The organism is Methylobacterium sp. 142-1Y (assembly GCF_057747795.1).
Genome location: NZ_CM173224.1, coordinates 1,078,630 through 1,097,394 on the forward strand (window position 1 = coordinate 1,078,630; position 18,765 = coordinate 1,097,394).

19 protein-coding genes are annotated in these 18,765 nt (G+C 68.2%); 13 read left to right on the plus strand and 6 right to left on the minus strand.

The features are described 5' to 3' along the window. Positions 1-150: 150 nt before the first annotated feature. The gene (locus AC3AOF_RS05115; RefSeq protein ID WP_488347855.1) at positions 151-474 is read right to left on the minus strand and encodes a DUF1127 domain-containing protein; all 324 of its coding nucleotides are present in this window, start codon (positions 472-474) and stop codon (positions 151-153) included. Between the two features lie 161 nt (positions 475-635). Between AC3AOF_RS05115 and AC3AOF_RS05120 the strand changes: the two genes are divergently transcribed. Further along, positions 636-1,526, plus strand: coding sequence for a LysR substrate-binding domain-containing protein (locus AC3AOF_RS05120; RefSeq protein WP_488347856.1), 891 nt, complete (start codon positions 636-638; stop codon positions 1,524-1,526). Between the two features lie 60 nt (positions 1,527-1,586). Here AC3AOF_RS05120 and AC3AOF_RS05125 read toward each other — a convergent pair whose 3' ends face one another. The 3 genes from AC3AOF_RS05125 to AC3AOF_RS05135 all read right to left on the minus strand — a co-directional run bounded on the left by AC3AOF_RS05125 (position 1,587) and on the right by AC3AOF_RS05135 (position 3,323). Continuing rightward, on the minus strand, positions 1,587-1,781 hold the full coding sequence (locus AC3AOF_RS05125; RefSeq protein WP_236991803.1) for a Flp family type IVb pilin: 195 nt from the start codon (positions 1,779-1,781) through the stop codon (positions 1,587-1,589). Positions 1,782-1,967: 186 nt separating this feature from the next. Continuing rightward, a complete protein-coding gene (locus AC3AOF_RS05130; RefSeq protein ID WP_236991802.1) occupies positions 1,968-2,231 on the minus strand; it encodes a DUF3072 domain-containing protein in 264 nt (87 codons plus the stop codon). A 204-nt stretch (positions 2,232-2,435) separates the two neighbouring features. After that, positions 2,436-3,323, minus strand: coding sequence for a branched-chain amino acid aminotransferase (locus AC3AOF_RS05135; protein WP_236991800.1), 888 nt, complete (start codon positions 3,321-3,323; stop codon positions 2,436-2,438). A gap of 359 nt (positions 3,324-3,682) precedes the next feature. Between AC3AOF_RS05135 and AC3AOF_RS05140 the strand changes: the two genes are divergently transcribed. From AC3AOF_RS05140 to AC3AOF_RS05155, 4 genes are all read left to right on the plus strand, one after another. Beyond that, the gene (locus AC3AOF_RS05140) at positions 3,683-4,177 is read left to right on the plus strand and encodes a MarR family winged helix-turn-helix transcriptional regulator (RefSeq protein ID WP_236992881.1); all 495 of its coding nucleotides are present in this window, start codon (positions 3,683-3,685) and stop codon (positions 4,175-4,177) included. Further along, complete coding sequence (locus tag AC3AOF_RS05145) at positions 4,174-4,905, plus strand: response regulator (RefSeq protein ID WP_236991799.1); 732 nt, start codon at positions 4,174-4,176, stop codon at positions 4,903-4,905. Before AC3AOF_RS05140 ends, AC3AOF_RS05145 begins: the two co-directional genes overlap by 4 nt. Positions 4,906-4,910: 5 nt before the next feature. Next, entirely contained in the window at positions 4,911-6,281 is a 1,371-nt protein-coding gene (locus AC3AOF_RS05150) for an ATP-binding protein (protein ID WP_488347857.1), read from the plus strand. Between the two features lie 215 nt (positions 6,282-6,496). Beyond that, positions 6,497-7,660: a glycosyltransferase family 87 protein gene (locus tag AC3AOF_RS05155; RefSeq protein ID WP_488347858.1), complete on the plus strand. Its 1,164-nt coding sequence runs from the start codon at positions 6,497-6,499 to the stop codon at positions 7,658-7,660. 80 nt (positions 7,661-7,740) lie between these two features. On the opposite strand, the gene polA is transcribed toward AC3AOF_RS05155, so the two are convergent. Further along, positions 7,741-10,803, minus strand: a complete 3,063-nt coding sequence (gene polA, locus AC3AOF_RS05160; protein WP_488347859.1) for a DNA polymerase I — start codon at positions 10,801-10,803, stop codon at positions 7,741-7,743. A gap of 296 nt (positions 10,804-11,099) precedes the next feature. On the opposite strand from polA, the gene AC3AOF_RS05165 reads away from it, so the two are divergent. Both AC3AOF_RS05165 and AC3AOF_RS05170 read left to right on the plus strand, forming a co-directional pair. After that, positions 11,100-11,585: a hypothetical protein gene (locus AC3AOF_RS05165; protein WP_236991795.1), complete on the plus strand. Its 486-nt coding sequence runs from the start codon at positions 11,100-11,102 to the stop codon at positions 11,583-11,585. Continuing rightward, complete coding sequence (locus AC3AOF_RS05170) at positions 11,585-12,247, plus strand: ribonuclease T2 family protein (RefSeq protein ID WP_236991794.1); 663 nt, start codon at positions 11,585-11,587, stop codon at positions 12,245-12,247. Before AC3AOF_RS05165 ends, AC3AOF_RS05170 begins: the two co-directional genes overlap by 1 nt. A gap of 203 nt (positions 12,248-12,450) precedes the next feature. Here AC3AOF_RS05170 and AC3AOF_RS05175 read toward each other — a convergent pair whose 3' ends face one another. Next, complete coding sequence (locus AC3AOF_RS05175) at positions 12,451-12,852, minus strand: nucleotidyltransferase family protein (protein ID WP_488348960.1); 402 nt, start codon at positions 12,850-12,852, stop codon at positions 12,451-12,453. 144 nt (positions 12,853-12,996) lie between these two features. Here AC3AOF_RS05175 and AC3AOF_RS05180 point away from each other — a divergent pair, with 144 nt between their 5' ends. The 6 genes from AC3AOF_RS05180 to AC3AOF_RS05205 all read left to right on the plus strand — a co-directional run bounded on the left by AC3AOF_RS05180 (position 12,997) and on the right by AC3AOF_RS05205 (position 18,733). Continuing rightward, a complete protein-coding gene (locus AC3AOF_RS05180) occupies positions 12,997-13,842 on the plus strand; it encodes a 23S rRNA (adenine(2030)-N(6))-methyltransferase RlmJ (protein ID WP_236992880.1) in 846 nt (281 codons plus the stop codon). A 1,044-nt stretch (positions 13,843-14,886) separates the two neighbouring features. After that, entirely contained in the window at positions 14,887-15,282 is a 396-nt protein-coding gene (locus AC3AOF_RS05185; protein WP_236991791.1) for a MarR family winged helix-turn-helix transcriptional regulator, read from the plus strand. A 188-nt stretch (positions 15,283-15,470) separates the two neighbouring features. After that, on the plus strand, positions 15,471-16,967 hold the full coding sequence (locus AC3AOF_RS05190) for an AMP-binding protein (protein WP_488347860.1): 1,497 nt from the start codon (positions 15,471-15,473) through the stop codon (positions 16,965-16,967). Next, complete coding sequence (locus AC3AOF_RS05195) at positions 16,964-17,395, plus strand: acyl-CoA dehydrogenase family protein (RefSeq protein ID WP_488347861.1); 432 nt, start codon at positions 16,964-16,966, stop codon at positions 17,393-17,395. Before AC3AOF_RS05190 ends, AC3AOF_RS05195 begins: the two co-directional genes overlap by 4 nt. After that, entirely contained in the window at positions 17,392-18,147 is a 756-nt protein-coding gene (locus AC3AOF_RS05200; protein ID WP_488347862.1) for a transglutaminase-like domain-containing protein, read from the plus strand. Before AC3AOF_RS05195 ends, AC3AOF_RS05200 begins: the two co-directional genes overlap by 4 nt. Next, complete coding sequence (locus tag AC3AOF_RS05205) at positions 18,140-18,733, plus strand: DsbA family oxidoreductase (protein WP_488347863.1); 594 nt, start codon at positions 18,140-18,142, stop codon at positions 18,731-18,733. The genes AC3AOF_RS05200 and AC3AOF_RS05205 overlap by 8 nt, the downstream gene beginning before the upstream one ends. Positions 18,734-18,765 lie beyond the last annotated feature (32 nt).

The following is an 18,765-nucleotide window of genomic DNA, read 5'->3' on the forward strand; positions in this document are numbered from 1 at the left end:
CCCTGACCCCTCTCCACAAGGGGAGGGGAAAGTGCGCATATTTTCCAGAGGATCAGAGCTCTCGGAGGAGATGTGTGAATGCGATAGCGGGTGCGCGGGAGAGAGGATCACCCCGCCTGTCCGGGGGTGGTTAGAAACGGCGCGAGCCCGTCAGGCCCCCTCCCCCACCGCCCGCCCGTCCCGGGCGGCCAGCCGCACGGTCATGGCCGGCGGCGGGGGCTGGCGCCGCGCGCGACGTCGATGCACCAGGGGCAGGGTCGGGTCTTGCGCGAAGGGCAGGTCGAGGGCGCCGAGCACGTCGCTGCGGGTGAGGCCGATGTCTTTCAGCGCCCGGTCGTCGAGTTCGGCGAGGCGGTAGGCGGCGCGGCGGTTGATCCACAGGGTGACGATCCGGGCCGCGATCTGCACGGCCTTGCGGCCGAAGCCGAAAGCCATCGTGAGGGCACCGTACAGGGGGGCGTAGCTGATCGTCATCGTGGTCTCCCGCGAAGAGCATGCGGCGAACCTCGTCATGCGCCGGCCATCGCTCTTTCCGCTGCACCCGTCATAGCCGCGCTTCGCCGATGCGTTGAGCGAATGATTGAGATATGTCACATCACAAGGATTGATGCGGGAATCGACGACGGAGCGGCCCGGTGCATCCCCTCGACATCGACCAGCTCCGGACCCTGGTGGCGATCGCCGAGAGCGGCTCGTTCACCCGGGCGGCGGACCTCGTGCACAAGACCCAGTCCGCCGTCTCGATGCAGATGAAGCGGCTGGAGGAGCGGGTCGGGCGCGAGATCTTCGCCAAGGCCGGCCGCGGCGTGCGGCTGACCGACGACGGCGAGCGCCTGCTCGATTATGCGCGGCGCATCGTGCGGCTGCAGACCGAGTGCCTGGCGACCTTCGACGAGGGCGACCTCGCCGGGCGGGTGCGCCTCGGCCTGCCGGACGATTACGTCGACCGCTACCTGCCGGAGATCCTCGGGCGCTTCGCCCGGACCCATCCCCGGGCCGAGGTCACGGTGATCTGCGAACCCACCGACATGCTGGCCGAGCGGATCGCCGACGGCGACATCGACCTCGCCATCGTGACGGAGGCCAAGGGGTCTGCGAAGGAGAAGGGACGACGCACCGTCGAGACGATCCGCACCGAGGCCCTGCTCTGGGTCACGTCGAGCCGCCACGCCGTCCATACCGCGCAGCCGGTGCCCCTCGCCCTCGGGCGGCCGGCCTGCAACTGGCGCCGGGCGGCCATCGAGGCGCTGGAGCGCGGCGGGCGCCAGAGCCGGATCCTGTTCGTCAGCTGGAACTCCACCGCGGTCGGGGCCGCGGTGCTGGCGGGGCTCGCGGTCTCAGTGCTGCCCGAAAGCGCCTTGCGCCCCGGCATGCGGGTGCTCGGGCCGCAGGACGGCTTCGCGGCCTTGCCGGCCTGCCGTATCGGACTGATGCGCCACCGCGCGGAGGAGCCCAATCCGCTGGCGGACATCCTGGCCGGTCAGATCCGGCAATGCCTGGACAATCTCGGGATGGCGGCGGAGTGAAGCCGCTTTCCGCATCGCGAAGCGATCAATCGGAAAGCGTATGACGACGGAAAAGCGGCCTCAGCGCAGGGCCGCGACGAACCGGTTGCTGAGGTTCCCGAACAGGCCGCCGGCCGAATCGCCGTAGACCGCGAGTGCGGTCGTCAGAGCGAGGAAGATCAGGCCCGCGATCAGGGCGTACTCGATCGCCGTCGCGCCGGATTGGTCACGTCGGAAGCACCGCGGCGCCGCCGTCCCCCGTGATCTGCCACGCACGTCGCCTTCTCCCGGTCCGTCGCCCGGGACATTACGGCAGATCCCCTCACCGGGGGTTAACCCGATGGGCTAATCCGCCGCTGCGGTGTCCCTCTGCCGGGCGAGACCCCGTTCGTCGTTCCGGGAGGGGGGAGCGCCCCCCTGTCCCGGCCCCCGCTTGCGTCGTCCGCGCGGCGAACCTCGCCGTCAGGCCTTGCCGGTCTCCTTGCGCAGGGCGTCGATGCGCTGCGAGGCCTCGGCCTTGTCGAGATCGGGGTCGTACGCATCGTCGTCCTTGGCCTGCTCGGCCAGGGTCTTGAGGTAGGAGGCCTGGGCCCCGGTCATCGGCTCGGAGCCGGTGGTCCAGTCCTTCGGGTCCTTGATGCGGTTCGAGGTATCCTTCGGGTCCTGCTTCGGGTTCTCGGTCTCGTGGTGGTCGGCGGTCTTGGCGGCGGCGGTCTTGGCGGTCATGAGAGCCTCATGTTCTCTGAATGTTCCGCCCAGATAACGGGGAAGCCCCGGCCCGCGTTCCCGGGTCGACCGTCGCAGCGGCGGCTTGTCCCCGGGAAATCGCAGATCCGGATGCGCGAAGGCCCCGGGCGGTCTCCCGCCCGGGGCCTTCGGTTCAGGCGATCGTCGCGAGGTTCAGGCCGCCTTCGTTCAGGCCGCCTTCGTTCAGGCCGCCTTGGCCCGCGGCTGCACCTCGGCGGTGTAGTCGTCCATCAGTGTCTGGGTCATCGCCGCCGGGGTGAAGCGGTACTGGGCGATCTCCGAGACCGGGGTGACCTCGGCGGCCGAGCCGGTGATGAAGCACTCGGAGAAGCCCGCCATCTCCTCGGGGCGGATGCGCCGCTCGACCACCTCGTAGCCGCGGCGCTTCGCCAGGTCGATCACGGTCTGGCGGGTGATGCCGTTGAGGAAGCGGTCGGCCTGGGGCGTGTGGATCACCCCGTCCTGGATGAAGAACACGTTGGCGCCGGTGCACTCGGCGACGTTGTCCTCCCAGTCGAGCATCAGGGCATCGGCATAGCCCTTGTTCTCGGCCCGGTGCTTGGAGATCGTGCAGATCATGTACAGACCCGCCGCCTTCGAGGCGGAGGGGGCGGTGCGCGGATCGGGCCGGCGGTACTCCGCCAGGTCCATTCGGATGCCCTTCATCTTGGTCGCCGGGTCGAAGTAGCTCGGCCACTCCCACGCCGCGATGGCAAGGTGGATGGTGTTGTGTTGCGCCGAGACGCCCATCATCTCCGAGCCGCGCCAGGCGACCGGGCGGAGATAGGCGTCCTTAAGGCCGCTCTCCTTCAGCACCAGCTTCTTGGCGGCATCGATCTCGGCCACCGAGTACGGGACCTCGAAGTCGAGGAGCTCGGCCGAGCGGCGCAGGCGCTGCGAATGCTCGGTGCACTTGAAGATCTGGCCGCCATAGGCGCGCTCGCCCTCGAACACGCTGGAGCCGTAGTGCAGGCCGTGGCTGAGTACGTGAATCTTCGCGTCCGCCCACGGCACCATGCGGCCGTCGAACCAGATGTGGCCTTCACGCTGGTCGAAGGGAATGACGGACATGACGATGATCCTCGTATGCGTTCGTTTCCGCCAGGCTCGTTCTCGCGCAACGTTCGTGCTTGAGCGGGGCGCGGGGCGTACGTTCGTTTCGCCGGCGGGGTTGACGGGTATCAATGGGGCTGAGATATGTCAACAAGACTGACATAAATGACGAGGGCCCGCGAAGGCCGCAAATCCCGTCGACTTGTCCCGCAAAAGAGGTGCGACCCGTGACCCAGGCCGCCCGGACCCGTCCGGCCCCCATCCCGGACGTCGCCGACGAGGACCTGCCGGATGCAGGCTACTCCCCCGCGCAGGCGGCGCAAGAGTCCGGTCTGCAAGAGTCCGCCCGGCAAGAGTCCGCCCGGCACGAGTCCGTCCTGCCCGACGACGCACAGCCGCATTACGACCTGATCGAGCTCTTGTTCTTCGCCTATCGCGACTTCGTCGCCGATCCGGACCGCATCCTGGCCGAGTACGGCTTCGGCCGCGCCCATCACCGGGTGCTGCATTTCGTCGACCGCCATCCCGGCCTCACCATCGCCGAACTCCTGGATATCCTGCGGATCACCAAGCAGAGCCTGAACCGGGTGCTGAAGGAATTGATCGAGCAGGGCTACATCGCGCAGCGGACGGGCACGAGCGACCGCCGCCACCGCCTCCTCAGCTGCACGCCGGAAGGCCGGCAGCTGGCCCAGCGCCTCGCCGGGGTCCAGGGCCGCCGCGTCCGCCGGGCACTGGCCGAGATGGGTCCGGACTTGCGCGAACCGGCGAGCCGGTTCCTGCTCGCCATGATCGAGCCGGAGGAGCGCGCGGCGGTGAGCCGGCTCATCGCGGGCGGCGAGCCGGCGGCGGAGAGCGAGGCCCGCCCGTGAGCGCCGGCCCCGCCATCGCCCCCCGGGCGGAACTCCCGGACCACGCCCCCCACATCCTGGTGGTCGACGACGACCGGCGCCTGCGCGACCTGCTCGCCCGCTTCCTCGGCGAGAACGGCTACCGGGTCACGGCGGCAGCCAGCGCCGCCGAGGCCCGGGCGCGCGGCCGCAGCCTGGTCTTCGACGCGGTGGTGCTCGACGTGATGATGCCGGGCGAGACCGGCTTCGACTATGCCCGCCAGATCCGCCTGACCTCGAGCGTGCCGATCCTGATGCTCACCGCCCGCTCGAACCCGAACGACCGGGTCACCGGGCTCGAGATCGGTGCCGACGACTATCTCCCAAAGCCCTTCGAGCCGCGGGAATTGATCCTGCGCCTCAACAACATCCTGCGCCGCAACGCCCGGGGACCCGCCGACGGGACGGCCGCCCCCCTCGACGCGGTGCGGTTCGGGCCGTTCCAGTTCCGCATCGAGCGCGGCGAGCTGACCCGCGACGACGAGGCGATCCGCCTCTCCGAGCGCGAGCGCGAGATCCTGACCATCCTGGCGCTGGCGCGTGGCGGCAATGTCGAGCGCGAGGCGCTGACCGGCACCAACGGCGCGGCCAACGAGCGCACCGTCGACGTGCAGATGAACCGCCTGCGCCGGCGCATCGAGGACGACCCGGCCAACCCGCGCTACGTGCAGACCGTGCGCGGCGTCGGCTACCGGCTGGTCCTGGACTGAAGGACGTGCCCGCCCCCACCCTCGCCGGGACGCTCCCGACGCCCCGGCGGGCCTGGCGCCGCCTCGGCCGCGTCATCGGCGACCGGCTGCCGAAGGGGCTCTACGCCCGCTCGCTCATCATCATCATCGCCCCGATGGTGCTGCTGCAATCGGTGATCGCCTACACCTTCATGGAGCGGCACTGGCAGTTGGTGACCCGGCGCCTCTCGGCCGCCGTCACCGCCGACGTGGCAGCCCTCATCGACATCTACGAGAGCTACCCCCAGGACAAGGGCTCCGAGACCCTGGAGCGGATCGCCAGCGAGCGCCTGAACCTCGACGTCGACATCCTGGAGGGCGCCAAGCTCCCGACCCCCGGCCCGCGGCCGTTCTTCTCGCTCCTCGACGAGGCCCTGTCCGACGAGATCCGCCGCCAGATCGCGCGGCCGTTCTGGATCGACACGGTCGGGCGCTCCAGCCTGATCGAGATCCGGGTCGAGATCCCCGGCGGGGTGATGCGGGTGATCGCCCGGCGCAGCCAGGCCTATGCCTCGAACTCGCACATCTTCCTGCTCTGGATGGGCGGCTCCTCGATGGTGCTGCTCGGCGTCGCGATCCTGTTCCTGCGCAACCAGATCCGGCCGATCCTGCGGCTCGCCGACGTGGCGGAGAGCTTCGGCAAGGGCCGGGAGCTGGATTTCCGCCCCCGCGGCGCCCGCGAGGTGCGCAAGGCCGGCCACGCCTTCATCGAGATGAAAAGGCGCATCGAGCGGGCGATGGAGCAGCGCACGACGATGCTCAACGGGGTGAGCCACGACCTGCGCACCATCATCACGCGCTTCCGGCTCTCCCTGGTGCTGCTGCCCCAGACCCCCGAGATCGACGACCTGCAACGCGACGTCGACGAGATGAGCCGGATGCTCGAGGCCTATCTCGCCTTCGCCAAGGGCGATTCCGGCGAGCCGGCCGCCGCCATCGACCTCCGGGCCCTGCTGGAGGACGTCCGCACCGACGTCGAGCGATTGGGCGGCCACGTCTCCGAGGTGACGCTGGAGGGCCAGTCGACCGTGACGGTCCGGCCCGACGCGTTCCGGCGCTGCCTGTTCAACCTCGCCTCCAACGCCGCCCGCTACGGCGACACGATCGCGATCACCGCCCGCCAGGAGGCGCGCTGGCTCGCCGTCTCGATCGACGACGACGGCCCGGGCATCCCGCCCGAGCAGCGCGAGGAGGTGTTCAAGCCCTTCGTGCGCCTCGACGACGCCCGCCAGGATGCCGGGGGATCGGGCCTCGGCCTCGCCATCGCCCTCGACATCGCCCGGGCGCATGGCGGCGACGTGGCGCTCCACGATTCCCCGCTCGGGGGCCTGCGGGCGACGGTGCGGGTCCCGGCGTGAGGACCGGCGCAACCCACCGTTAAGACCGGCATCCTTACCCTCTCGGCCGGAGGCAGGCCGCATGCGGGCGCCGACCGGACCCGACGCGCCTCCCGGAGACGGGCGCCGGCCGCGGGCACGCGACGTACGCTGCGGCCGGCCGGACGCGCCCCGATGCGAGAGATCACGCGATGCCCCTGAATTCCGCACCCAGGCGGTCGATCGCGCCGAGTACGTTGCTGATCCTCCTGGGGGTCCTGAGCGCGCTGCCCATCCTCGTGCGCTACTATTGGCCGGCCGAGGGTGGGCTCGACGTCACCGGGCACCCGATCGGACGCGACTTCATCAACGCCTGGGCCGGGCCGCGCCTCGCCTTCGCGGGACAGCTCGACACCCTGTTCGACCTCCGGGCCTATCACGCGGCGATCGGCACCCTGTTCGGCACCCCGCTGCCGTTCCACAACTGGAGCTATCCGCCCTTCACGCTGCTGCTGCTCGGGCCGCTCGGGCAGCTGCCCTATTTCGTGGCGCTCGCGATCTGGACGATCGGGCTGTTCGCCGCCTTCGCGGGCGTGACGCTGTCCTGTGTGCCCCCCGGGCGGCGCCTGCACGCCCTGCTGCTCCTCTGCCTGGCGCCGGCCTGCCTCATCAACGCCGCCGGCGGCCAGAACGGCTTCCTCACCGGCGCCCTGCTGCTCGGCGGCCTGCTCGCCCTGGATCGCCGGCCGGTGCTCGCCGGCCTCCTGTTCGGCCTGCTCACCTACAAGCCGCAGCTCGGCCTCGTGCTGCCGCCGGTCCTGATCGCGCTGGGCGCCTGGCGGACCATCGCGGCGGCCTGCGCCACCACCGTGGCGCTGGTCGGCGCCTCGGTCCTGGCCTTCGGGGTGGATCCCTGGCGGCACAATCTCGGCGAGACGAGCGCCTTCCTGTACGGCCTCCTCGACTCCTTCGAGGGGTTCTACCCCTACATGATGGCGTCGGTCTTCGCGGGTGCGCGCACCTTCGGGCTGTCGATGGGCGCGTCCTGGGCCGCGCAGATCCTCGTCGCCGTCCCGGTCCTCGCGGCGACGGTCTGGGCCGTGCGCCGCACCCGCGACCCGGTGCAGCGCGCGGGCCTCGTCGCGACGGCCGTCCCGCTCCTGACGCCCTATGCCTTCAACTACGACCTGACCCTCGTGGCGGCCGTGCTGGTCTGGCGGATTTCGGCCGCGGAGCCCGGGGCACAGACGGACAGGATCACGCTCTTCGCCTGGATCAGCCCCACTCTGATGATGCCGTTGCAGATGCTGGGCTTCGGCGGCATGCCGGCGGTGCTGGTGGCGCTGTTCTGGATCCTGGTGTGGGAGGTGGCGCAGCCCCAGCCCGGCCCGGCCCGGGAGCCGGTCCCGGCCCTGCTGTGAGCGAGGGGCGCCGCTCCTGACGGTGCGGCGCCCTTCTCAAATGCCTGCGGCGCCTTGCTTGAACGCCCGCGTCGTCCGGCTCAATGCGCCTCCTGCCAGTTCAGGGCCGCCTTGGCCTCGACGGCGAGCGGCACCCGTAAGGAGACGGCCGGGTGCGGCGCCTCCTCCATCACCCGGGCGATGATCGGCAGCGCCCGCTCGACTTCCTCGTCGGGCGCCTCGAACACCAGTTCATCGTGGACCTGGAGCAGCATCCGGGTCGAGAGGCCGGCCTCGGACAAGGCCCCCTCCATCCGGGCCATCGCCCGGCGGATGATGTCGGCGGCCGTGCCCTGGATCGGCGCGTTGATCGCCTGGCGCTCGACCGAGGCGCGCTCCTGCGGGTTGTTGGAGCGGATCTGCGGATAGTGGCAGACCCGGCCGAACAGGGTCGTGACGTAGCCCTTGTCGCGGCAGATCTTCTTGGTGTCGTCGATATAGGCGCGGATGCCGGGGAAGCGCTCGAAATACTGCTTGATGAAGGCCGAGGCCTCGCCCTGCGGGATACCGAGCCGGTCGGCGAGGCCGAAGGCCGAGATGCCGTAGATGATGCCGAAATTGATCGTCTTGGCGCGCCGGCGCAGGTCCGGGGTCATCTGGTCGAGGGGCACGCCGAACATCGCCGAGGCGGTGGCCGCGTGGATGTCGATGCCCTCCTCGAAGGCCTGGCGCAGCTGCGGGATGTCGGCGATGTGGGCGAGCAGCCGCAGCTCGATCTGGCTGTAATCGGCCGAGATCAGCTTGTGCCCGGCATCGGCCACGAAGGCCTGGCGGATGCGCCGGCCCTCCTCCGTGCGGATCGGGATGTTCTGGAGGTTCGGGTCGGAGGAGGAGAGCCGCCCGGTCGTGGTGGCGGCGAGCGCGAAGGAGGTGTGGACCCGGTCGGTCGCCCGGTCGGCATGCTCCTGGAGGCTGTCGGTATAGGTCGATTTCAGTTTCGAGAGCTGGCGCCATTCCAGGATCCGGCGCGGCAGGTCGTGGCCCTGGCCGGCCAGTTCCTCCAAGAGCGTCGCCGGCGTCGCCCACTGGCCGGACGGGGTCTTCTTGGCGCCGGGCAGGCCCATCTTGCCGAACAGGATGTCGCCGATCTGCTTCGGGGACGAGACAGAGAACTTCTCCCCCGCCATCTCCTGGATCTCGTCCTCCAGCCGCGCGAGCGACTGGGCGAAATCGCCCGAGAGCCGGCTCAGCATCTGGCGGTCGACCTTGATGCCCTCGCGCTCCATCCGGGCCAGCACCGGGACGAGGGGCCGCTCCAGGGTCTCGTAGACGGAGGCGCGGCGCTCGGCGGCGAGCCGCGGCTTCATCAGCCGCCACAGCCGCAGGGTCACGTCGGCGTCTTCCGCGGCGTAGGCCGTGGCCTTGTCGAGGGCGACGCGGTCGAAGGTGATCTTCTGGCGCCCGGTTCCGGCGACGTCCGCGAAGGTGATCGGCTGGTGGCCGAGATGGCGCCGTGCCAGTTCGTCCATGCCGTGCGAGCCCTTGCCGGCATCGAGCACGTAGGAGATCAGCATCGTGTCGTCGAAGGGCCGGACCTCGATGCCGTGGCGGGCGAGCACCAGCCAGTCGTACTTGACGTTCTGGCCGACCTTGAGCACCGCGGGATTTTCCAGCAGCGGCTTCAGGCGCGTCTGCACGGCCTCCCACGAGAGTTGCCCCGGCAGCAGGCCGCCGCCGAACAGGTCCTCGCCGCCGCGATGGCTGAGCGGGATGTAGCAGGCCCGGCCCGGCGCAGTGGCGAGGGAGACGCCGACGAGGTCGGCCTTGTTGGCGTCGAGCGCGGTCGTCTCGGTATCGACCGCGACGACGCCCGCCTCGATCGCCTCGGCGATCCAAGCTTCCAGGCTCTCGACCGTGGTGACGGTCTCGTAAGCACCCGTGTCGAAGGGCTTGACCGCTTCCGCCGCGCGCGCCGCCACGAGGGTCGTCGGCGTCGCCTCGGCGGGCGCCTTCGGCTTCGGGGGCGCATCCGGCAGGGCGAGATCGGCGAAGGGATCGACCTCGGCCTTCGTTTCAGTCGGTGCGGCGTCGGGCGTGTCGCCGAAGAACGGCGTGACGTCGCTGCCGCCCTTCTCGTTCGAGAAGCCGGCCTCGGCGCCCTCCGGCAGCAGGGAGGGATCAGGCCGCACGGCCTCGGGGTCGACATGCAGCATCTGGGCGATGCGGCGCGTCAGGGTGTTGAACTCCATCGCCTTGAGGAAGCCGACGAGGCGCTCGGGATCGGGCTTCGGCAGGGCGAGAGCGTCGAGGGGCACCGGGACCGGCACGGCTTCGTCGAGGGCGACGAGGCGGCGCGACAGCCGGGCCTGGTCGATGTGACTCAGCAGCGTCTCGCGGCGCTTGGGCTGCTTGATCGTGGAGGCCTTCTCCAGGAGCGCGTCGAGGCTGCCGAACTCCTTGATGAGGGCGGCCGCGGTCTTGAGCCCGATGCCCGGCACGCCCGGCACGTTGTCGGAGGTGTCGCCGATCAGCGCCAGGGCGTCGCCGATCTGCTCCGGGTTCAGGCCCTCCCAGCGCTCGATGATCGCGGCGCGGTCGAGGTTGCGCTCGGGGCGGTAGCCCGGCTTGCCCTTCTGGCCCGATTCGAAATCGTAGAACCGCACGAGATCGCCGACGAGCTGCATCAGGTCCTTGTCGGACGAGACGATGATGACGCCGGCCCCCCGGCCTTCCGCCTGGCGGGAATAGGTCGCGATCAGGTCGTCGGCCTCGTAGCGCTGCAACTCGATCGGATGCAGGCCGAAGGCGCGGACCGCGTCGCGCATCAAGGGCATCTGGCGCTTGAGGTCGTCGGGCGCGTCGGGCCGGTGGCCCTTGTAGTCCGGAAAGATTTCCTTCCGGAACGAGCCCTCGGACTTGTCGAACACGATGGCGAGGTGGGTCGGCATCACCCCGGCCGCGCCCTCCTGCACGAACTGGGCGAGCTTGGCGCAGAACAGCCGCACCGCCCCGGTCGGCAGGCCGTCGGAGGGCCGGAAGTTGTAGCGCTCGGGCTGGTTGATCGACTGGAAATAGGCCCGGAAGATGAACGACGAACCGTCGACCAGGAGCACCTGATCGCCGGGGCCGACGGGCTTCGTCTCGGGGGCGGTCTCGGTGCTCATGCGGGCTGACATCTTTTCGGCGGGCGTGTGATCCCCGTCTTAGTGCGTCGCGTAGGCGAGGCAAACCGCGGCGCGGGCGCGCTCCCCGGGGAATGGGTGCGCTCCCGACACACATCAAGGCAAGGGAGTGTGCCTCCCGCACACCAGGCGCCCGCGAAAGCGCCATGGGCCTAGCCCGGAAGCTTGACTTGGCGCATGCGGAGGCTTGGTGTCAGGTTCGAGAGAGCAACCGTCATTCGCCCGGGGACCAGGGTGCCGCCTTCGCGCGGGCGCCGCCCGGGCCCAGGGACCGGCCCATGCGCAAGACACCCCCTCGCAAGACACCCCTTCTCGCCGCCCTCCTGCTGGGGCTCACCGCCGCCGGCCTGTCCGCCGCGCAGGCCCGCTCGGCCCGCCAGGAGATCGCCCCGGCCGAGGAGCGCGAGTTCCCGTTCGACGCCCAGATCCCCGGCTGCCAGGATGCCGGCGTGCTGGAGAAGATCACCTACCAGTTCGCCGAGAAGGAGGCGAAGTTCTGGAACTCGACGCTGACGATCGCGGCCTACGACAGCATCGAGCGCACCGCCTGGCGGCCCTGGGGCCTCGACTTCTACCCGCGCCGCTTCTGCACCGCGGTCGCCACCACCTCGGACGGAATCCGCCGGCGGGTGGATTACTCGGTGCGTGAGAGCCTCGGCATCATCGGGGCGACCTACGGCGTCGAGTTCTGCGTCCACGGCCTCGACCGCAACCTCGCCTATGCCTACGCCTCGGCGTCGTCCTGCCGCGAGGCCCGGCCCTGATGCGCGCCCTCGCCGGTCTTCTCCTCGCGGCGAGCGTCGCGGGCTCTCTCGCCGCCGGCCCCGCCGCCGCGCAGGGGCGCGGGGGCGAGCCGGGCTCGTTCGACTTCTACGTCCTGGCGCTGTCCTGGTCGCCGACCTATTGCGCGCTGACCGGCGAGCGGCGGAACGACCGGCAATGCGACACCGGCCGCAACCCGGGCTTCGTGGTCCACGGCCTGTGGCCGCAATACGACCGCGGCTTCCCGAGCGAGTGCGGCGCATTTTCCCGCAGCCCGAGCCGCCCGGCGCTCGCCGAGGCCGAGGGCGTCTTCCCGAGCGAGGGCCTGGCCCGGCACGAATGGCGCCAGCACGGCACCTGCTCGGGCCTCGACCCGGCCGCCTATTTCCGCGCGACCGCCAAGGCCCGCGCGGCGGTGACGATTCCCGCCGCCCTGTCGGCCCCCAGGGAAGACCTGCGCGCCGCCCCCATCGACATCGCCCGCCAGTTCGTCGCCGCCAATCCGGGCCTGCGCCCGGACATGATGTCGGTCACCTGCAAGGCGGGCCGGCTCGAGGAGGTGCGGATCTGCTTCACCAAGGACCTGCGCGGCTTCACCGCCTGCCCCGAGGTGGCGCGCCAGAACTGCCGCGCCGGGGAGGTGACGGTGGGGGCGGGGCGGTAAGGGGCGCTGCCGATCCAATTCACCACCTCATCCTGAGAGCCTGTTTGAGCAGCAATTTCTGAAAAATACTTGAGATTATTGGGGGGATATCCTACCCACCACCTCATCCTGGGGCGCTGGCGATCGACGATCGCATTCGACCGCAAGGAGCCTCGAAGGAGGGCTCCAGAAGCCTCTGCGATCCCTGGAGGCCTCCTTCGAGGTCAGCCGATCCCCGACCGGCTAGAGCACTTCACGATCGTGTTGCAATCGCGAAGCTCTCTCGGTTTTTGATTGTGCCGCATTTTCTGCGACGAACCGGCATCCACCTCGTCGAAAATGCTCTGACACCTCAGGATGAGGTTGTGGGTGGGATATGCCCTGTCGGTTACGGCGTCCGAAGACCATCGGAACACCCTGACCGCATCCCGCTCGATCTGCGGGCGCAAACCTGGATGTAGGCCGCTGGGCGTGCCGTAATCGACCCGTCCTCCGACCGCCGCCTCGATCGCCTCGTAGGCTGCCATGACAGGCAGGAAGCCGAACGCGACACCGGGCGCAGGATCGACGAACGCGTCGATATCCGAATCCTCCTGGGCCTCGTCCCGGGCATGGGAGCCGAACAGCTAGAGCGCGGCAACCCCGATCGCCCGCAACACGGGCTCGGTGGACTTCAAGCCGGCAAGGACCTCGTCGCGGCGCATGCGATGATGATAGGGCTTCCCGCGCCGATTCTCATGCGGGACGGCGAGACGAGGACCGTAGGACCCGTGAATTACCGCCACGCCTTCCACGCCGGCAACCACGCCGACGTGCTCAAGCACTGGGTGCTGACCCGGGTGCTGGCGCATCTCCAGCGCAAGGCGACGCCGTTCCGGGCGATCGACACCCATGCCGGCCTCGGCTTCTACGACCTCACCGCCGACGAGGCCGGGCGCACCGGGGAGTGGCACGACGGCATCGGCCGGCTCGATGCGCCCTTCCCCGGCGCGGCCGAGGCGCTGCTCGCCCCCTATCGCGCGGCGGTGGCGTCCGTCCGGGCGCGCCACGGCGCCACGATCTATCCGGGCTCGCCGGCCCTGATCCGCGAGTTCCTGCGCCCCGGCGACCAGGGCGTGTTCGTGGAATTGCACCCGGCCGACGGCGCGGTGCTGCATGCCCGCTACAACCAGGATTCCCGCACCAAGGTGCTGGCCCTGGACGGCTGGACCGCGCTCCCCGCCCTCATCCCCCCGAAGGAGCGCCGCGGCCTGGTGCTCATCGACCCACCCTACGAGGTGCCGGGCGAGGTCGAGCGGCTGGGCCGCGAGCTGCTGAAGGCGGTGGGGAAATGGGCGACCGGCACCTACCTCGCCTGGTACCCGATCAAGGACGTGGCCGTGATCGACCGGCTGGCCGCCACCCTCGACGCGGCGCTGCCCCGACCCGCCTTACGCCTCGACCTCCTGATCCACCGGCCCGACCCGACCCGTTTGAGCGGCAGCGGGCTCATCGTGGTCAACCCGCCCTGGACCCTGCGCGAGGAGGCCGACACCGTCCTGCCGGCGCTCGCCGAACGCCTGGCACAATCCGGCTACGGCGCCTTCCGCTGCGCAGCCCTGGGGCCGCCGGCCTGACGAGCGTCCCGTCTCGACATGGTGCGCCCCTCGGGTCGGTTTCCTGCCGTCATGCGGTCCGCGTCGTAGCCCTCCTCCTCCTGCGCTAATCGCATTCATACGATTTCCGATTGATCGCTTCGCGATGCGGAAATCGGCTTCGCTCACGCGCCGCGCGGGCTGGTGATACGGCGTCCGGAAGGAATCTTCCGGAAGCCGTATCACACGTCTCGGTCCGAGCGCTCTTCCCTTCGAGGGCGGCCTGCCCTCCCCCCGGGACATGCGGGCCGGGGACGAGGGCGACAGGTGTTCGATGCCATGGGTGACGGGCTGCCCCCGGTCGAGGGGTCGGGTCAGCTCGATGTGATCCAATCCGTGATCGATGAACACGCGCCCATTCGTGCGGGTGGGACGCAGCCCCATCGGGCGGTTCGCTGCGTCCGAAAATAGCCCAGGTCCGACCGATCCGCCGCATGCATCGTACAGGGGCACCCGTTCAGGCGAGGGGGAGAGACGCCGGGCTCCGTCCGCGCCGGCCGCCAGTGCCTGCGCGTCGAGGATGGCGCGTGCGAGTGCGATGACCTGCCTCCGGAGCGGATGGGAGGGTTCCGGATGAGCGTACAGGAAGCCGATGGCGGTTCACGCCGCGTCGGCGGGGGTCAGGCGAGGCCGCGCGGGAGCGCGCCATGCCGGATCGCCGGGTTGAAGCGGATCGCCGCGGTGTCGCGGCGCTCTCCGAATCGATCACCACGAAGTCGGGGGTTATTGCGCCCGAAACGGTTGCGCGTCCGCCGGAACCCGTCGTGCGGCTTGCGACGCAGTGGCTGCCGGTTCGTCGCGGAAATTGCGGTAAAATCTCGCGGCTCGAACGGCGCCGCGGCGTCAGGAGAGACCCGGCGGGACACGCGATGCGCCGGCAGCGCCCACCGCAAGGGGTCGCGGATCTCGGTCTCGGCCCGCTTTACCGTCTTGCTTGTCTCGGCGCGCCGCTTCCCGTTCCGATGCTTGTGTGTACAAGCATCTAATGCTATTATCGATGTTTAAGCTATCGGAGAGCCGGTTTTTATGGGTGGGAAGCATGAGAAATGGGAACGCTTGACGCGCTCGATATCCGACATCGAGGCCGCTCTCGCACACAATCTAGAGTTTCGTCACGGGCTCGGATTGAATGAGTACCGCGCGCTCAAGCATCTATCAGATGCAAGCAATTCCGAGTTACGCATGCAAGACCTTGCGCAAAAGCTAGGATTAAAACAAAGTTCTATTTCCCGAATGACCGATAAGTTAGAAAAAATGGGCCTAACGGTACGCGATACATGCCCGAGCGACAAAAGGGGGGTGTACTGCGTTATTACAAAATTAGGTCGAGAGAAATTAATAATAGCCTCGACACTCTATGAAAGCGATCTTTCAAAAAATCTGAAAAAATACAATCTCGATCGACTGCTAGATATGATTTGAGCGCCCTCAAAAAATCGTCTTTGAAACCGGCATGGCGATAGAATTTTATTCGTAGGCCGTCATTCGGCGATACTGTCGTCCAGTTTTCATAATTCTCGCCGTTTGCAGTGTTGACACGCAGGTCACCGTCCATGTATGTGATTGCGCATGCAAATATCTGCTGGGTTCCGGTGGGTCGAGGGTGGTGCATGACGGACGGCATACTTTCGCATCGCTTGCGCCATTGGGCCTGCGTGCAACCGGGCACAACGGCACTGATCTACCGGGACTGCCGCATCAGCTTCGAGACGTTGCAAGACATGACCGTTCGCGCGGAACGTCACCTCGCAACCTCAGGTCTTCCCCCGGGAAGCGTGGTCGCGCTTCGATCCGGAAAGGAACCGGAACGACTTTCGGCTGTCATCGCGCTCAATCGCCTCGGGCATACGACTCTCATCGCCCCCGACAACCTGGGTTCGACGGCGAAATTCGCGGTCTATCGAGAGGCGAACGTCGTTGCAGAGGCTCATGTCGACGCCGAGCGTCTCGCCCTCGAGGCTTGCGGCGGGGCGGCGATGTCGGACTCCGGCCGTGTTCCCCCGAGCGGGGCGGGACCTCTCATCCTCACGACTTCGGGAAGCACGGGTGTTCCGAAGGGCGTTCTCCTGTCCGACGCAGGGTTGTCCCGCTTCTTCGCATGGGGGGAGACGCAGTTCGCGCTGAGCACGGGACGTCGTGTTTTCAGCTACGCGCCGTTGAACTTCGACTTGAGCCTGCTCGAGATCTGGGCGGCCCTCCACGCCGGGGCGACCGTGATCGCGGTCTCCGCCCGGGAGGCGGTAGACGGGCGCCTGCTCCGGGACATGATACGGGAGCATCGCCCTCATCTGCTGGAGGGGGTTCCGCTTCTCTATCGCTTGCTCCTCCAGGGCGCGGACTGCCCTCTTCCCGCTCCATCGGATCTGATCGTCACCGGCGAGGCGTCGAGCGGGGATCTGAGACGGTTGATCGCCGAGCACTTCCCCCGGTCGCGCTGCCACAACGTCTACGGATCCACGGAAACGAACGACAGCTTCATATTCAGCACAAGCTCTGCTGATTTCGGCACGATTGACAGATTTCCGATAGGTCGTCCGATCGAAGGAACCCGTTATCGCATCGTCACGGATGAAGGATACGACCTCGAGGGGGCGGGCGTCGGCGAATTGCATACTTCGACGCCCTTCGCTGCCCTGGGATACACGAATAAGGAAAGGACCGGCGCTTCGTTTTATCGACACGACGATTGCTCGTTCTATCGAGCCGGCGACGTGGTTCGGCGAGACGAGGACGGAGCCCTCGTCCTGCTCGGACGGAAGGATCTCAACATCAAGGTGCGGGGTGTCCGCACGAACCTGAGGGATATCGAGATCGCTCTCGAGCGGCATCCATCCGTGCGGGCCGCCGTCGTCAGTCCCCTGCGGGATTCTGCCGGCGACGGGTCCATCCTCCATGCGTCGGTGCAAATCGACGAGGATGCGGCCGTCACGGCCCTCGCCCTCCGTCGCCACTGTGCCGATCATTTGCCGCGCACGGCGCTGCCGCATCGCTTCACGGTCGATGCGGCTCCCATTCCCCGAACCCCGACGGGAAAGCCGGATCGGCGTGCGATCCAGGTTCAACTCGAAGCAGGAATTTGCATGAGCAAGCATCTTTATGCGATATGAAGCGCGAAATCCTGTTCGCCTTCGCCATCACGGTCGGGGAGATGCGACGGCGGCTGGACACATGCGTCGCCTACGCCAACCACCGCAGACAGTTCGGTGCCAACATCGGAAGCTTCCAGGCGGTCTCCAATCGCCTTGCCGACATGAAGATCAGGTATGAATTGAGCCAGAAATGGCTCTACTATGTTGCCGACAAGATCCGAAGCAACGACGACATCGCGAGCGACATCGCGATCGCCAAGATCTTCGTCGGTGAGTCCGCCGTTGCGAGCGCTCTCGACGCGATACAGATCCACGGCGGCAGGGGCATCCTGTCGGAGACCAAGCTCGACGCCGACCTGGCGAGTGCAGTCGCCGGTCCGATCTACTCCGGAACGAACGATATACAACGCGGACGCATTGCAGCCTTGCTGGGGGTCAATCTATGATAGGCAGCCGCTACTCGCCTCTTGCCTCGCGCGCATTCCCGGTTCCCTCGATCGAACCCTTCGCACCCTGCGCGGTCCTCGATTGCGACGACGAGGCGGTCCAGGCCTTCGTCGACCGGGCGCTGAGGGGGGTGCGCCTCGACGATCGATCGATCGCCGTGGCTCTGTACTACGCCGTCAAAGACGAGATCTTCTACGAGATCTTCGGTACCTATCTCGGCAGTCGCATCTCCGCCAGCCTGGCGATTGCCGCCGGCCGGGGCTTCTGCCTCCACAAGGCCCTCATCTATGCCGCGGCGTGCCGGACGGCCGGCATCCCTTGCCGGGTTCTCGCCGCGACGGTCCGGAACCACGTCACCTCGTCGGCGATCGAGGCCCTCGTCGGCGGAGATGTCTTCCTGCATTGGTACAACGAGGTCAACGTGGGTGGGGAGTGGCTCAAGGCAGCGCCGGTCTTCAACAAGCTGACCTGCAAGATGTACGGGATCCAGCCGCTCGAGTTCGACGGTCGACGCGCAGCGATCGAGCAGCCCTACCACGAGGGCGGAACGATGCGATTCCTGTCGGACCCGATCCGGTTCGACAACCCGACGGCGGACGCCATCCTCCGGCTGGTGGCTCAGCATCATCCCAAGATGATCTCGCCGGACGGATACGTCCCGCGGGAGCGATCGGCGAGAGGCCGGCCGGCGCGCCACACGGCCGGCGAGGTCGCGGCGGCTTGCGCGAGCACGAGGCGGGTCGATGCGTAAGATCGCGATCTACACCGATTACGTTTGCCCTTACTGCCTGCTGGCGGAGAAGGTCGTCCAGGACGCGATCGGTGACCTGCCGGTCGAGATCGAGTGGCGCGCCTTCGAACTCCGTCCCGAACCCGTTCCGACCTTGCGGGTCGAAGATCCCTACCTTCCGGCGATCTGGCAGCGATCCGTCTATCCGATCGCGGCGCGACTCGGCATTCCGATCCGGCTGCCGTCATGGTCGCCGCAGCCGCGGACCGCCAAGGCGTTCGAGGTTCTGGCGCTCGCCAAGGAGCGGGGTGCCGGGCACGCCTACTCTCTGGGCGTCCTCCGCGCCTTCTTCCAGGAGGACCGCAACATCGGCGATCCGGACGTCCTCGTCGAACTCGCCGCGGAGGCCGGGCTCGATCGGAACGAGGTGAGGAAGGCCCTCGACGAGGGCACGTATGAGCAGAGCCATCGGGAGGCCCTGCGGCACGCCCGCGAGGACATGGCCATCACGTCCGTACCGACCATCGTCGTCGGCGAGCAGGTGTTCCGTGGGATGCCGACGGTCGATGAATTGAAGTCGGCGATTTTGCTTGCAAAACATTCCTGATAAGTTTTCATCATAGTACAATTTATAAAATA